The organism is Vibrio sp. SCSIO 43009 (assembly GCF_023716525.1).
Taxonomy (GTDB): Bacteria; Pseudomonadota; Gammaproteobacteria; order Enterobacterales; family Vibrionaceae; genus Vibrio; species Vibrio alginolyticus.
Window position 1 is genome coordinate 712,491 of record NZ_CP071842.1, and the last position, 14,996, is coordinate 727,486.

At 42.0% G+C, this 14,996-nt stretch carries 15 protein-coding genes; 6 read left to right on the top strand and 9 right to left on the bottom strand.

Annotated features, from left to right (window positions below):
- Positions 1-12: 12 nt before the first annotated feature.
- Complete coding sequence (locus J4N43_RS03360; RefSeq protein ID WP_017820432.1) at positions 13-960, bottom strand: LysR substrate-binding domain-containing protein; 948 nt, start codon at positions 958-960, stop codon at positions 13-15.
- Positions 961-1,066: 106 nt separating this feature from the next.
- Between J4N43_RS03360 and J4N43_RS03365 the strand changes: the two genes are divergently transcribed.
- On the top strand, positions 1,067-1,267 hold the full coding sequence (locus tag J4N43_RS03365; RefSeq protein ID WP_224721253.1) for a DUF1127 domain-containing protein: 201 nt from the start codon (positions 1,067-1,069) through the stop codon (positions 1,265-1,267).
- Between the two features lie 68 nt (positions 1,268-1,335).
- Here J4N43_RS03365 and J4N43_RS03370 read toward each other — a convergent pair whose 3' ends face one another.
- A complete protein-coding gene (locus J4N43_RS03370) occupies positions 1,336-3,027 on the bottom strand; it encodes an AMP-binding protein (protein WP_025768211.1) in 1,692 nt (563 codons plus the stop codon).
- Between the two features lie 477 nt (positions 3,028-3,504).
- Here J4N43_RS03370 and J4N43_RS03375 point away from each other — a divergent pair, with 477 nt between their 5' ends.
- Complete coding sequence (locus tag J4N43_RS03375; protein ID WP_158159759.1) at positions 3,505-4,500, top strand: transporter; 996 nt, start codon at positions 3,505-3,507, stop codon at positions 4,498-4,500.
- Between the two features lie 224 nt (positions 4,501-4,724).
- Here the strand turns inward: J4N43_RS03375 and J4N43_RS03380 are convergent, their stop codons facing one another.
- From J4N43_RS03380 to J4N43_RS03395, 4 genes are read right to left on the bottom strand one after another with little or no spacing between them, the layout of a single operon-like run.
- Positions 4,725-5,291, bottom strand: a complete 567-nt coding sequence (locus J4N43_RS03380) for a hypothetical protein (protein ID WP_005380163.1) — start codon at positions 5,289-5,291, stop codon at positions 4,725-4,727.
- 54 nt (positions 5,292-5,345) lie between these two features.
- The gene (locus J4N43_RS03385; RefSeq protein WP_005380165.1) at positions 5,346-6,023 is read right to left on the bottom strand and encodes a C39 family peptidase; all 678 of its coding nucleotides are present in this window, start codon (positions 6,021-6,023) and stop codon (positions 5,346-5,348) included.
- A 5-nt stretch (positions 6,024-6,028) separates the two neighbouring features.
- Positions 6,029-6,352 carry a hypothetical protein gene (locus tag J4N43_RS03390; RefSeq protein ID WP_005380167.1) on the bottom strand — a complete coding sequence of 108 codons (324 nt, stop codon included), beginning with the start codon at positions 6,350-6,352 and terminating at the stop codon, positions 6,029-6,031.
- Complete coding sequence (locus tag J4N43_RS03395; protein WP_353505860.1) at positions 6,297-7,301, bottom strand: dentin sialophosphoprotein; 1,005 nt, start codon at positions 7,299-7,301, stop codon at positions 6,297-6,299. The genes J4N43_RS03390 and J4N43_RS03395 overlap by 56 nt, the downstream gene beginning before the upstream one ends.
- Before the next feature lie 568 nt (positions 7,302-7,869).
- Between J4N43_RS03395 and J4N43_RS03400 the strand changes: the two genes are divergently transcribed.
- A complete protein-coding gene (locus J4N43_RS03400; RefSeq protein ID WP_005380169.1) occupies positions 7,870-8,514 on the top strand; it encodes a helix-turn-helix transcriptional regulator in 645 nt (214 codons plus the stop codon).
- Between the two features lie 123 nt (positions 8,515-8,637).
- Here J4N43_RS03400 and chrA read toward each other — a convergent pair whose 3' ends face one another.
- Complete coding sequence (gene chrA, locus J4N43_RS03405; RefSeq protein WP_053349840.1) at positions 8,638-9,777, bottom strand: chromate efflux transporter; 1,140 nt, start codon at positions 9,775-9,777, stop codon at positions 8,638-8,640.
- Positions 9,778-9,889: 112 nt separating this feature from the next.
- Here chrA and J4N43_RS03410 point away from each other — a divergent pair, with 112 nt between their 5' ends.
- Positions 9,890-10,807 (top strand): LysR family transcriptional regulator, encoded by a 918-nt coding sequence (locus J4N43_RS03410; protein WP_053349839.1) that lies wholly within the window; start codon positions 9,890-9,892, stop codon positions 10,805-10,807.
- Positions 10,808-10,980: 173 nt separating this feature from the next.
- Here the strand turns inward: J4N43_RS03410 and ebgR are convergent, their stop codons facing one another.
- Positions 10,981-11,967, bottom strand: a complete 987-nt coding sequence (gene ebgR / locus J4N43_RS03415) for a transcriptional regulator EbgR (protein ID WP_053349838.1) — start codon at positions 11,965-11,967, stop codon at positions 10,981-10,983.
- Between the two features lie 426 nt (positions 11,968-12,393).
- On the opposite strand from ebgR, the gene J4N43_RS03420 reads away from it, so the two are divergent.
- Positions 12,394-12,981: an outer membrane beta-barrel protein gene (locus J4N43_RS03420; RefSeq protein ID WP_005380175.1), complete on the top strand. Its 588-nt coding sequence runs from the start codon at positions 12,394-12,396 to the stop codon at positions 12,979-12,981.
- A 38-nt stretch (positions 12,982-13,019) separates the two neighbouring features.
- Here the strand turns inward: J4N43_RS03420 and J4N43_RS03425 are convergent, their stop codons facing one another.
- On the bottom strand, positions 13,020-13,571 hold the full coding sequence (locus J4N43_RS03425; RefSeq protein ID WP_042521366.1) for a gamma-glutamylcyclotransferase family protein: 552 nt from the start codon (positions 13,569-13,571) through the stop codon (positions 13,020-13,022).
- Positions 13,572-13,753: 182 nt separating this feature from the next.
- Here J4N43_RS03425 and J4N43_RS03430 point away from each other — a divergent pair, with 182 nt between their 5' ends.
- Complete coding sequence (locus J4N43_RS03430) at positions 13,754-14,938, top strand: NnrS family protein (protein ID WP_053349837.1); 1,185 nt, start codon at positions 13,754-13,756, stop codon at positions 14,936-14,938.
- Positions 14,939-14,996: the final 58 nt, after the last annotated feature.

Below are 14,996 nucleotides of genomic sequence, written 5' to 3' on the forward strand. Positions count from 1 at the left end.
TTTTGATGATTGTTATGATGCCGTTCTAGTGCTGTTGCCTTTTAGGTCAATGGTCTTAAAGTCTGGTACCACTGACTTTTCAAATATTTCTATTTCTTCCTTCAACCATTGCGCAAACAATTGAGCTTTAGGTCTTTTTAAGTAGCCTTTTGGCGCACACAAGTAATACGCAAAGTTGGGCTTGATAGCGATATCTCCAATTCGGACCAATTTGCCAGAACGAAAATATTGATGAGCTAAACTGTGTTTTACTAATGCCACGCCTTGAAGTGATAGTGCAGCCTCAAGCACGAGATGTGATCCACTGTATTTTAAGGTAGGCTTTGCTGCGCAGTGACCCAAGGTTGCTAACCACATATTCCAATCAAGATCAGGCCAAACATCTTCAATCAGCTCAGCTTTGCTTAAATCCTCGATGTTATAGATCCCGTGCTCTTTCTGGTACACCGGATGACAAGCTGGATAAAAAGCTTCGTCCATTAGCCATTGTGATTCTAAATTGGGGTACTTTCCTAAACCGTAACGAACACATAAATCTATCTGGCTATCTTGAAAAGACACCAAATCATTGGTTGGTTCTAATAGCAAGGCGATATCAGGGTGACGCTGACGAAAAGCCGTAATTTTCGGGACTAACCAATGATGAGCGAAAGAGGGGAGTGTTGATATCGAAAGGTGGTTCGGGTTTGGATCTTGATTGACTAATCTTACCCCTTGCTGCAAATGAGCAAACCCTCTTTCTGCCTGACTAAACAGTAGCTCTCCCTCAGGTGTGAGCACGATTTTTCTGTGCTGACGAACAAATAGGTCCGTGCCTAAGAACTCTTCTAAATGACGAATTTGCTGACTAATGGCCGCTGGCGTAACAAACAGTTCTTTTGCTGCCGTTTTAAAGCTTCCTTCCTTTGCTGCAACGAAAAAGTAATACAAGCCCTGTAAGGGAGGCATTCGATCTTTCACATTAGTTTTCCTTAACTCTATGGCAGATTCTATCGTTTGAGGATATCAGCGTAGTCGCTGATTATTAAGTGGTCAACATTGTATAGGGATCTTTGAAATGGAAAACATGACACACACTTGTGAGCGTACTATACCTACTGCCCATCAGAGCGGGTTACAGTTAATTTATTCTAAACTGGCGGCTTGGAGAAGGAACTATAAGACACGTCGTCACTTGAGAGAGTTACCAAAGCACCTTTGGGACGATATTGGGTTAGGTGAAAGGGAGATTAGTTGTGAAGTGAGTAAGCCATTCTGGAGAGAGTAGTTTATGAGTTTGATTCAAGCTCAAAGTTAAGTTGCACTCCCCAATGGTGTTGAGGAGTGCAAGCAAAATTACAAGTCTTCTTCCCACACGACCAATTCATCTTTTGGCCAATTGTGGCCTATCTCATGATACTTTTGTTCGAGCACATGACGTTTAATTTTAAGCGTTGGCGTCAGTACGCCATTTTCTATACTCCAAGGTTCTTTAATCATTAACACACCTTTGATTTGCTCATGAGAGGCGAGTTCTTGATTCATCCTGGCAATAACTTTACGTGTGGTACGTGCGTATCGCTCTCGATCAAAGTTAGGGAAGTCATGTGGCACAACCAAAAGAATCGGAGCGGGTAGCCCTAAACCGATGAGACACATCATCTCTACGCGACTGTACTCGAAAAGCTTTTTCTCGATAGGAACCGGAGAGACAAATTTACCTTTGGCGGTTTTGAAGTTATCTTTTTTACGGCCTTGAATCGTTAGATAACCATCTGAGTCGATAGCGCCGATATCGCCTGTGTGTAGCCAGCCCTCTGAATCAAAAGACTCTTGGGTGGCAATGTCATTTTTGTAGTAGCCAGAAAATAGCCCTTTGCCACGCACCATGATTTCATCATCAGCTGCGATTTTTAACTCAATGCCTGGTCCTGCATTACCGACACTACCGATTTTGTCAGCTCTAAATGGGTAGTTGAGCGTGCTGTAGGCAAATGATTCCGTCATCCCCCAAGCCTCTGTGATATCAAGGCCCACTGAGTGGTACCATTCCAACAGCGCTGGCGAGACAGGTGCAGAGCCACAGCCTAATACTCGAGCCTGATCTAAACCTAGACCATCTGCTAGCTTTTTCTTGATCAAAGAATTGACGAATGGGATTTTCAACAGAATATTGAGCTTCTTCTGTGGAAGTTTGTCTTGAATACGTTGCTGGAATAGCGTCCATAATCGTGGGACGGAGATAAACAGAGTTGGTCGGTGCATCTTCACATCTTCGATAAAAGTGTCCAGTGACTCTGGAAATGCTGTTGGCACGCCACCCATAATCGATGAACCGAAGATATAAACACGCTCTGTAATATGAGCGAGCGGTAAATAAGAGAACAATCGGTCGTTTTCTTGGATACCAATATGATTGATCAGTTGCTGAACAGACCAACTGAATGCGCCGTAAGTTAGCATCGCGCCTTTCGGTAACCCTGATGTGCCTGAGGTATACACCAACGACATTAGCTTGTCATCGTAATGCTGCGGACGCTCTTTACTTGGCACTGCATCAGCAATGAGCGCTTGGTATTCGTGCTTACACTTTGGTGCCGTGTCATAAGGTAGAGCGATGCTAATGAGTTCAGGCATAGCATCAATGACTTGCTGAGTTGCTTTGGGATCATCGAGTTTTCCGCCAATGATCGCTTTACTTTCACTATGAGTCACACAGTATTCGATGGTGTCTGCACCGGCGGTAGGAAAGATTGGCACACTGACATAGTCACCAAGCATCATAGCAAGATCGCAAATAAACCATTCTGCACAGTTTTTAGATACTAATGCGACTTTGTCGCCAGGCTTTACACCAAGTGAGCGTAGTGCGCTGACAAGTTTTAAGGCTTGATCTGCAACATCAGAGAATGTGTACTCAACAAATTGTCGGTTAATAATTTGTTTTAGGTAGACCTCATTTGGACGCTCTTGAGCCCATTTGAGGATCATTTCATTTGGTGGTGGGAGAGCGCAACCAGCAGCGCTATTTAGATTCGGCTGATTCATTTTAAGTGACTCCATGTCTTCTCATTGTATTTATAATTGTTAACGCATTGTTAACTTTAGCATGTTAAATCGCGACACGGGAATGCATTTTGATGAAATATGTGGGGAAGATAGCGTTAGTTATGGTTGAAGTCGGAGCGACTCGATCTAAAAAAGCAATGTGATTGATGCTACGCAAAAGAGAACAGGCTTTTCAGCTGTTATGTCATATCGACTTCATACTAAGAGCACAGGTAAGCAATTTATTTTATTAATAATATTGCGAAAACATAGAATCTATCCTAATTATTTATTAACTAGTGGCTTAGTGTTGAAGATAAGTATAAATGTCTCCTAATTTCTTCAAAGCGCCAAACTTAAAGGTATGTCGTGGTTTTGAAGTAGCTATACTAATCTTACTTTGGAAAGTTAGGAGCTTCACCTCAAGCTATTGCCTGAGATTACTTGGGTACGATCATCAGCAAAAGGAAAGATGTGATGTTACGGAAGACTTTACTGGGTACCTATCTTTGTAGTTTATTCATTGCGGGGAATGCATATGGTGCTGAAGGAGATGATATTCCTCAGCGCGCCCAAACGGTTGGTGATGTTATTGAGCGCCCAGGCGTTCTCACACCTGAAGGTAAATGGTCATTTGATTCGTCTTTAAGCTATACACAAAACTCTTCAAACAAAGTATCTGTTGTTGGGTATACAGTCTTACCAACTCTGATTGTTGGGCGAATTGAAGTGAGTGATTCGGATAGGACTACAGTAACCGTTGGATTAACTGCTCGGTACGGTTTAACAAACGCCACAGAGTTAGAAGTTAGAGTGCCGTATGTGTATCGTAATGACCAAGTTTCTACGCGCCCCATTCAAGATGGTTCAAACAGTGAAGTAGTAAACACAACGGTGGATGGCGGAGGGCTTGGTGATGTAGAGTTCGCATTGAGGCACCAGTTTAACTTTGAGTCTGCGCCATACTGGGTAGGTGGCCTTAGAGTAAAGTCGGATACAGGACGATCGCCTTATGATGTTTCTATTGAAGATGGAAGCAACTCATTTAGTGATGTCCCTACAGGTTCGGGTTTTTGGAGTTTTGAGCCTAATTTATCTCTTATTCACCCTGTTGATCCTGCGGTCTTGTTCGCTAGTCTAAGTTATATTTATAACTTAGAGGATACTGTTACAGTTGGCGACACAAAAGCTGATGTTGAACTTGGAGACACTATTTCTCTTTCAGGAGGAATGGGGTTTGCGGTGAATCCTGATCTTTCATTCTCTTTAGGACTTAGCCATAAAACTATTTTAAAAAGCAAAGTAAATGGCAGATCGGCAGATGATGCTAAGTTGCTTCAATTAGATGCATTAACTTTTGGTATAAACTATGCCTTTAGTGAACGCTCATCTATCAATGTTAGTGCTCAAGCTGGTCTTACAGAAGATACTCCCGACTTTCAATTAACAGTACGAGTACCTTTTAATTTGTAAAATGGATATTAGGCCCTTGAGTCTTGGGCCTAATTTATCGTTAGCGCCTAGTGTTCGCATTATAAATTGATTGGATTATATTGGATAAAGTAGGTATATATTCTTAAAATGATGGTGGCCTATTGATATATCTACCTTTCTTTTGGTATGTAATCATAGATATCAGTCGTTTCTAATATCAAAGAAGCTTAACGTGACAATTTTTCAGATAAAAATGGAAATGCTCATTGAAGGTGGTTCAATAAGGCGTCTTCTAATTGTTGGTTTGCTTTGATTTCCCGTATTACCCCATTTACTTGAGCATCAATGTCTACGAGCGTGCTAAGTCCAATAATACTGTTATCTTTCGTGTTTTGAATAATATTGATAATACTTGAATTTATAAAGTCTGAACTTATTATATTAGGATTTTGAGACGAAGGCATTTTGGGTGAATCTATAGAATCATCTCCAATAATATTTCCTTCACCAAATTGTATGATGTTAACAATACCCTGGTTGAAAATATCTCCACTTTGATTTTCACTATTTGCGCTAATGTTTTTTAAATTACCATTTTCAATTACTAAGTTGGCAATGTTTGTGTTCAAAATATCATCGCCATTTATAGTCGTAGTAATGCTTAATCCAATATTAATAATATACTCATCCGTAATTTGGAAGCCACCTCGATATTCTTCTAAAGATAAATTTGAAAGAGGAGTAAGTTCTTGCAGGCCAACATCTTTAGCATTCACATTAAAATGAGGTATTAGCATACAAAGCACTAACAAAAATTTATTGTAGTTCATAATGTAGGCCTTTCAGGTTGTTAATTTCTTAAAGTTATTTAAAACAATGTTATATTAATTTTCACCGGAAACTGGGAGAGTAATGCTAAATACCCCTAAGGAATCTCTAGACACTCCTGTTTTTAATGGTGATCTTTGATATACGGTGAAATTATCATTGGTTATAAAGCTAGACCTTCCCATTTCCGCTTCGTTACGGACCAGCAACACAATTCCTTGGTAATATTTTTCAAACTCATCCAGTTTCATTATCATGGTTCCTCTAGAAGGGTCTCCTAGAATAACTGAGTGATTGTTTATACCTCTGATGACAACAAAATGCATATACCCGTCGAAATTAACGAGAGTAATCCCAGGGACGCCGACTTCTTTAATTTTCTCCAGTCCTACTTGAAAGCCGTCAGAACGTAACCCTATGGAATCCAAGTAAAACTTCATATCCAACAAAGAAAAACCTTTCTCTTTGATTTTTTCTTTATCACCTTTTTCAAACATGCTTTTGAAGATATCTTGTTCAGATGACTCTGTTGCATAATGAAAAGTGAGAAGAGAAGCCAGGGCGGCAGAGCCACAGCTAAAGTCATACTGTTGGCGAAAAACATCACCGAACACTATTTCTTTGTAGCTTTTAACAGGAACAGAGTAATGTGCTCGGTAAGGTAGCAGTTCTAATGAAATGGCTGATGCTGAATAAACGAGCATCAGCCAAATTAAGTTATTTAATACTTTCATATTGTTTACTTGAGTGTCAGGTTAACGACGGTAGAGTTCTGGATTAAAACGTTGTTTCCGCTGTTCTGAATTACGTTGGATATACCCGAACTGTCTGCGAACGCTCCACTTGATAGTATATTGTTACCACTCACGGTGTTTGACGCGACATTATCTGACGAAATACCATTGATATCTGATTCTGCATAAACCAAGTCGAGTTCAACATTTTGTCCACCTCTTGATTCATTCATGATATCCAAGCTAACTTCTCCGCCAGATAATGCAATGTCATCAGCGAGTGCAGTGCAGGCAACTATCATACTCAAAGTACAGATTGCCAAACGCATCGCTTTCTCCTACTAGTCGGTTACTCACCCCCAGTAAACACACTTGCATTAGTTGTAACAGATTGTTGTACAAGTGAATTTGAACCAGCATTTGACCAACGGTAGTAATACCAGCTGCACCACCAAGACCACCAAGGGTGTTCATGTTTTCAACTCGAACTCGAGTATCATCCGCGTTAGTTGCATAAATAACTGATGCACCTGTAACACCACCCATTAGGCTTGAGCTCGCAACAACCATATCTGTATCCATATGGACTTGATTGAAGCTATCAACATTTGTTGAGCTCGAGTCGCTTTGATAGTTACTATTGTCGTTAAAGCTGTTCGAGTTTGTTGTGCTTGTATCAGCGTAGCTACGGTTATCACTCTGGTTACGGTTGTCGCTTTGATTACGATTATCGCTGTTATCGTTAAAGCTACTGTTGATACTAGAGTCACTGTTGTCATTGTTGCTACGTGTTACAGTAGTACTAGAGTCGCTGTTGTCGTTGTAGCTTCTATTTGTGTTAGTACTTGAATCACTACTATCACTATTTAGGCTCACATCAAGATCAGCACTGGTACTGTTGTCGTTAGCGTTAGACGTACTATTGTCGTTGTGGCTTTGAGCTGTGTTAGTGCTCGAGTTTGAGTTGTCGCTGTTGTTATTAAAGCTGTCATCAACACCAAGAGTTGCACTGTTGTCAGTGTCGCTGTTGTCGTTGAAGCTATGACCAATACCTAGTGACGCACTATTATCGCTGTTGTCGTTGAAGCTATCACCAACACCGAGAGATGCGCTATTGTCACTGTTATCGTTGAAGCTGCCAGATAAACCGATATCGGTATTAGCGCTGTCAGTCCATTGCATGTTGTCGTCTCCATCATCGATCTCATTCGCGATTAGAGAGCCACTAAATAAAATTGCTGACATTGCTAAAGCAAGCCCTGTTTTGTTTAGAGTCATAACGATTACTCCATTTCCTGTTATTCCTGATTAAAAATGACTGCACTTAACTTCTTGCTGCTTCCTTCAAATGTTGTGGGAAGCGATGAAATTATAAGAAAGGATCAGTGAAAGCTGTTCTCATTATTGAGAATGATTCAGGCTGGAAGGGAGTATTTAGGTACGTCTCTTTAAAGTATTAAAGAAAAAAATAACATAATCATAATGTTATTTTTTGTATTTACTTTAAGTACTCATCAAGTATGAAATGAAGCCAATATAAAGAAGTAATTTGTTCTATTGCACTGAGCGGAGCAGTCATCCATTTTTTATAAATGGCATTTTATCCAATTATTATCTTTATTATTTAATATTATAAATCATATCCTTATGCTAACACAGGTTGAAAAGTATGGATAAAAACACAACAGGTTCATACTTTTTAAGTCTTTTTCGGTGCTGAAAAGAAATGCGATATCATTCTGAAGTGCTATATTTTCTACTTAAAATGAAGATAAATTCTCTTTGCTGCCTCCAATTAATTTTCTAACGGGGGTTGGTGAAACAGGTAAGTTAATGTGGTGGGACTATGGAAAAGAAGCACTTGATACTGCTAGCTGAGAGTAATTTACAAAGTAACTTAATAAAAAAACAGCTGTCTTCCATTCATGATGTCGATGTAAAGATAATGCAACCAGATGAAGTGGTGTTCAGAAGTCACTCACTCAGTATCGATTTGATGTTTATTGATTACGATTTTATGCGTCAGCTTGAAGTACAAGGAAAGTTACCAGATTTTGATCTATTTGGGTGGTCCTTTATGCTTCACAACGTCCCTTGTGAAAAAGTACAAACGGACTTACTGCATTGGAAGTTGTTAAAAGGAATTTTGCTCCGAAGTGCATCAGTGACACATATATGTGATGGCGCGGAATACGTACTGAAAGGTGGGTTGTGGCTACCAAGAATGTACCTAGAGAAGTTAGTCCTCAATTATCGGCATGCAAATTTGTCCGAAGAACAGCAGCATGATGAGTTAACATGCAGAGAAAAACAGATTCTAGAGCTACTTGTGTACGGCATTTCAAATCAACAAATTGCTTCAAGACTTTTTTTATCTGAAAGTACAGTGAAAAGCCATATATACAAGTTGTACAAAAAACTCGATGTCCATTCTCGTCATGATGCAGTTAAGTTGGTAAGAATGAACAATGGCTTAACCGAGAGAAGTTAAGTCATAATTTGTGATGCTCTTTTTATCGGGGTCTGTTCCGTTTTCACTATCTAATCTAAGCAAGGGCACTCGTATTTGAGTGCCCGTGGTTTATCTAGATTCAATAGTTGGCGTATCAGCAGGCTACATCATGCCCGTGACAAGGCCTGCTGCCACAAAAAACACGATCATCCATAGCACCGATAGGTTGATCTTTTTGTGTAGATAAAAACCTGCAACCACTAACGCCATGTCGATGGGAGCAACAACTGCGCTGCTAAATACTGGCTGGTAAAGTGCCGCGAGTAGTAACCCTACTACCGAGGCATTTACACCGTTGATGGCGCCGGAGACCAGCGGTTTTCCTGCCAGTGCTTGCCAGTTCTTAAGAACGCCAAGTAGTAAAAGAAACCCTGGGAGGAATACGCCAAGCGTTGCGAGCAGCGCACCTAAAATTGGCGTATCCGAAAGCTCATAACCGATAAAAGTCGCAAAGGTGAACATTGGCCCTGGTACAGCTTGTGCAGCGGCGTAGCCTGTTAAAAATGCATCTTGGCTGAGCTGGTCGCCAACAATGTTTTGCAGAAGCGGCAGAACCACATGACCGCCACCAAACACTAAGCTACCAGCTTGGAAAAAATCACTAAACAGCCCAAGTAAAGGTAACGTATGAGCCACTAACGGTAAGCCGAGTAAAAGCATCGCAAATAGAGCCAATGGCGCGATAGACGGTTTAAACGGCTCGGCTGATGGCGCGGAGTCTTTCTTCAGATATCGCATTCCGACAAAACCTGCTGCGATCAACACGAACATTTGCGTCATGATGCTTGGTGCCACCAGCAACGCAATCGCAGTCGCGATGCACAAACCCGCGGTCAGTTTACTTTGGCAGAAGTTTTTGTACATGCCCCAAGTCGCATCCGCCACGACGACGACTGCGAGCAGTTTTAGGCCGTGAACGATGTTTTGGAACACTGCGGTGTCGGTGATTTGGCTGCTCACCATCGCCAGCGCCAACATGATGGCCACTGAAGGAAGCGTGAATCCGACAAATGCTGTGCATGCGCCACCTAAACCGCCACGTTTATAGCCTAAAGCAAAGCCAACTTGGCTTGAGCCCGGTCCCGGCAAAAACTGACTGAGCGCGACAATTTGCGCGTACTCGCTGTCATCAAGCCATTTCAGTTTCTCAACAAATGTTTGGCGAAAATAACCAATATGAGCCGCAGGGCCGCCGAAGCTGAACCAACCCAGCCAGAAAAAAGTTTTGAATATGGTGAACATGTCGAGCCTGTTTATCTAAAAAGCATTGTTGCTAATTTATCGAATGCTCTAAAATGACTCAAATTGATGATTTTAATTTCATCTATGAATGAAATGGGATGAGGATGTTGGAGTGAAAGAGGACATTCAGTGGCGCAACATTGACTTGAACTTATTGGTGACGTTTTCCTACTTGTATCGCTATCGAAGCGTTAGCGTCGCGGCAGAGAAAAGTTACGTTAGCCAGTCGGCGATGAGTCATAGTTTGTCTCGTTTAAGGTTGTTGTTTGACGACCCGCTTTTTGAGCGAAAAGGGCACAAGATGGAGCCCACCGAGCACGCTCACCACATCGCGCCAACTGTGCATCACTTATTGGATTCTATCGCCAAAGACTTGCTCACTAAGTCTGCCTTCCAACCTGAAAATTACGCGGGTGTATGTCGCATCGGGTTAACGGATTATGCCGAGTTTATCTTTGCTCCTCGGCTTTATGACGAAATACGCCAGCGCGCCCCAGAGGCGCAGATCAGTTTTATTAACGTCAATCGTAGCAACTACGTGGCATTAACTGAGCATGAAAAGCTCGATGTCATTATTGGCAGCATGCCGGTGTTGGATGACAACTTTGAGAGCTTGTACTTGTACACCGAAAAGCACGTGTGCATGTGTGATAAACAGGTATTGCAAGGGGAAACACAGCTGTCTCTGGAAGCGTTCGCGAACATAGAGCAAGCTCTGGTAAGTCCCGATGGGAGCTTAAAGACACAAGTAGACCAAAAGCTCGCAGAACATGGCTTGAGCCGCAAAGTCACCGTGGCGTCGCGCAACTTTCTCACTATTCGGCATCTGTTGAAAAAGCGCGATCTCATTGCCATCGTGCCAGAAAAAATGGCGTTGGCGGAGGGCTTTTCGGACGATCTCATTACTGTTAAGCCGCCGATCGCCGTTGCGGATTTTGATATTGCTATGCTGTGGCATTCCAGCCGAAACAATGAAGACAAAGGCATTTGGCTACGCGAGTTGGTTTCTTCGACCATCACCTCTAAATGATAAACATTTGGGGCATTCATGGTGCTTAGAGTTATTTGTTGTTGAACTTCTTACTACCCGCTGAGTTATCGGCGTTATACCGAAACAGTACTGATTGAGCAAAATGAGTGTCTTTGGTTGGGGGGGGGGGATGTTCCAGATTTAATTCATAAAAGAGATTAATGGAAAAGGTATCATTGAGTTGTACCACGTAGTTTAAGCTCTGTTTGCACGTATACATGAAGAGGTTGTAAGCGTCCATCTCGGTATTTTTCCACCAGTAAGTTCACTCCCTGAGTTCCCATCAACTCAGAGTGAATACGAATTGTAGACAACGGCGGAAAGGTAAAGCGAGCAGTAGGAATATCATTCATACTAATCAACGTAATATCCTCTGGTATCTTTAAGCCAAATTCATGGATTGCACGTACTATGCCAATCGCGATGGAGTCTGAATCAATGAATACTGCTTTCGGGAAGTCACCTTTGGCTAGCATCTCTTTCGCTAAGTTATAACCGGACAAACTAGAGCAGGCACAATAGTGTATATCTTGTTCTGCGACCACGCCTTTTAGATAGCCATAGTCCAAAAACACATTTTCACGAGTGTCAGCTGCGTCGGGCTTGTTTTGACCGCCAATATAACCGATGCGGCGGTAGCCTCGTTGTACAAAGAAATCAACTACTTGCCTACTGATTCGAATAAGGTCGACATCAACGCAATCATAAGGGCAGGTTGGATCTGAAAAGTTTATGTAGCAGATGCTATCGGCTAGACGTTTAGGTAATTTATCTACTACCTTTTGGTCGACATTTCCGACTAAAAGGACACCTGTTATCTTTTTCGTTTCAACATCAATTTCACTGTTATAGCAATTGGTTAGCGTAATACCTAATTTGTCGCATTGCGTTTCAATCCCATGACGAATTGATAAGTAGTAAGGGTCATTCACCTCTGTTTCTTGTTTGTAGTTATATAAGGCTAAAAAGTGATGTTTTTGCTTAGCTTCTTTGTTGCCTTTCTTCGAGCTACTGGTGCGGTACTCCAGTTTTTCTGCAATTTCCAAAATGCGGTATTTGGTTTCTTCTTTAACGCTCAACGTTGGGTCGTTGTTCAAAACCCGCGATACGGTTGCAAGTGAGACGCCCGCTTCAATGGCGATATCTTTTAGCTTTGCCATGTAAATTTCCCGTTGGCACTGCTCACTGCCCAAGTGTGAGCTCAATAATCTGACTATTTTAAACAGCTACTTAGAGATGCACAAACCTTTAGTAAGACAGTCCTAAACACTTTAAATCATCATATCAAGCCAACTTGTTTTCATGAAATAGACTCTATTGAGTAATAAATAAAGCCGTAAACGTAAGGATTATATTGCTGTAAAAATACTGAAAAACGCGACTGGTTTGGAAACTTGCTACTTGTGGTAACTCTAGTACTTAATAGGACTCGAGCTGTTTAGAGTTTAATCAAGCAAACGTTTTATTGTTCATGTTTATGTTTGTGTCTCATTTTATAAACAAATCAATAGGAAAGTATTCAACTCTATTTATAATCTCCGCGCTTTTAAAAGCTGTCTAACAGTATGAAAAATTAGGAAATTATAATGAAAAAAGTATTGCCATTATTGGCTTTAGGTGCAGTGGTTGCTTCAGCATCAGTTCAAGCAAAAGGTAACTGGTATGTTGGTGCTGATTTGGTAAATTCAGATCTTAAAGTTAAAAGCTTGTCAAAAGATTTTTCTGCGACAGGTCTTAGCTTCGCTGTAGGTAAAGAGCTTCAATATTCAGAAAACTTCAAACTAGCTTTTGAAGGTGAGTACATATACTTTGGCGACTTTGAAGAAACATTTTCTTACATGGGGTGGCCGGTTAAATTTAGTGTTGATGCTTCTGCGTTCAATTTCAATGCGAAGCCTAAATACCAATTTGCAGGTACAGGCTTCTATGTTGGTGCGATTGCTGGCCTTGGTGTAATGAGTGTTTCTTATGAAGTGAAATCATCTAGCACTGTTACCGATGATGGTCGTGATGTAGGCTTTAACTACGGTGTTGAGGCTGGTTATGAGTTCGCTTCAGGTTTGGTTGTATCTGGTGGCTACCGTGCTTCTTCGGTAAGTATTGATGCCGAAAACGGTGGCAGCGAAGATTTTGATTTTGACAGCCTGTACGTTGGTGTTGATTACAAGTTTTAAGCTCGCGTAAGCAAAACATAGATACTAAAAAGGAGCCGTTAGGCTCCTTTTTTGATCAGATTATCAATCAACTCATAATGGTGATCTTGTACGCCTGCAAGGTTGCCATATTTGGGTTGATGGCGGTCATTTTCTTTCGCGTGTTGCCAGCCAATGGTGTGACGCACAAAATGCTCTGCAAACGCGTGGGAAACTTCCAAGCAACCTGCCAGCACGGTATCAACATAACTTTGCATGATTGGGCTCTTTGCGCATGGTGGTAGTGGCTCGTCTTTTACGTAAACCCAAATGTCATGTTCTTGGTTAAAACTCGCATCTGTTTCGATTTGATCTGGCTGAAGTTGAATACGATGATAACCTCGCTCACGGCGGTCGAATTCTGCGAGCGCTTCTTTATTCACTTCGAGTAAAACGCCATTAACCTGTCCATCGCCTTGGTTCACCACTAATGGAGAGAGGCTGTAGCTGTCGTCAATCTTCCCCCAGTAGCGAACCAACCCATGTGCTATGACGGGAATGGCTTCTCCCGTTTGTCCGGTTAATTTACGTGACGCAGAATTAATCAAACTGCCATAGCCAAATATGTACATTGTCGTTGCATCCCTTAACTGATAGTTGTGCCTCTCATGTTTATACCTAACCCGCATCTGAAGCACAACTTTACCTCTTAAGTATAATCTTAATTATAAACATGTATTTTTTATGCATGTTTATGGTAGCATCAATATGTAGTTGAGTTAACCAGCATCGAGAGACGCTTGAGGGCAAGATAATGCTGAATATCACCGATAAAAAAGTAGAAGAAAAAATCCCCGCATGGCTGCGATTAGGCTTTCGGCCGTTTTTTCTGTTTGGGTCGATTTACGCCATTGTTGCGATTGCGTTGTGGGTGTGGATGTTCCAAGGCGGACAGCCAAACGCATTAGCCGTGCCTGCATTATGGTGGCACGTACATGAAATGTTGTTCGGTTTTTCGATGGCCATTGTAGTTGGCTTTGTACTGACCGCGGTACAAAACTGGACTGGCATTAATGGTACCAAGCATTACATGCTTCTGGCTTTATTTGGCTTGTGGTTAGTGCCCCGCATATTGCTTTGGACACAAGCACCGTTATGGTTAACCAGCAGTATCGAAGCGGTATTTTTACTGTTTGTCGCCTATGAGGTGGGCATTCGTGTGTATCGAGCCAAAGGTTGGCGTAATTTGTTTTTCGTTCCACTGTTTCTTTTAGCCATCTTTGCGAACTTTGCAAGCTACGCAACGATAAAAGGTATGCCGCCCTTTAGCTCTTCAGCGGTGTGGCAAGCAATGCTGTGGTGGTTTACCTTGCTGTTGTCAGTGATGGGCGGACGTGTAATTCCATTTTTTACTGCGCGTCGATTTAATTTCGAAAAAGCGCAACCATTGGCTTGGTTAGAGTGGTTCGCGAACTTGCCATTGGTAATGCTATTTGTGCTGAGCTTTTTCCCTGTGACGTTTGCAGAACTAGGTAGTCCTTTGATGCTATTTGCAGGTGTTGCTCAGTTGGTGCGTTTTGTTCGCTGGAAACCTTGGTTAACCCTGAGCGAGCCTTTAGTGTGGTCGCTGCATGCTGCGTATTTGTGTTTACCACTAAGCTTAATTTTGCGAGGCGTCTGGGGAGATGCATTTGCCAGCCATAACCTCATTCACCTGTTTGCGATAGGTGCGTTAGGCGGTTTGATTTTAGCGATGATTACACGGGTGACGATGGGACATACTGGTCGCATGATCTACAAAGGGCCAAACATGAGCCTTGCGTTTGCAGCGATTACCGCGGCAGCTTTGGTTCGCAGTTTCGCCGTGATCTTTGACCCAGCGAACATGATGCTGTGGATTGATATCAGCGGCGGATTATGGATTGTTGCGTTTGGGCTGTTTGTGTGGCGCTTTGGTGTGATGCTTGTGACCCCTCGTGTGGATGGTCACCCCGGATAAGATTCTAATGTGAGTAGAGAAAAGAGGAGCCGCGTGCTCCTCTTTTGGTTTTTGTTCT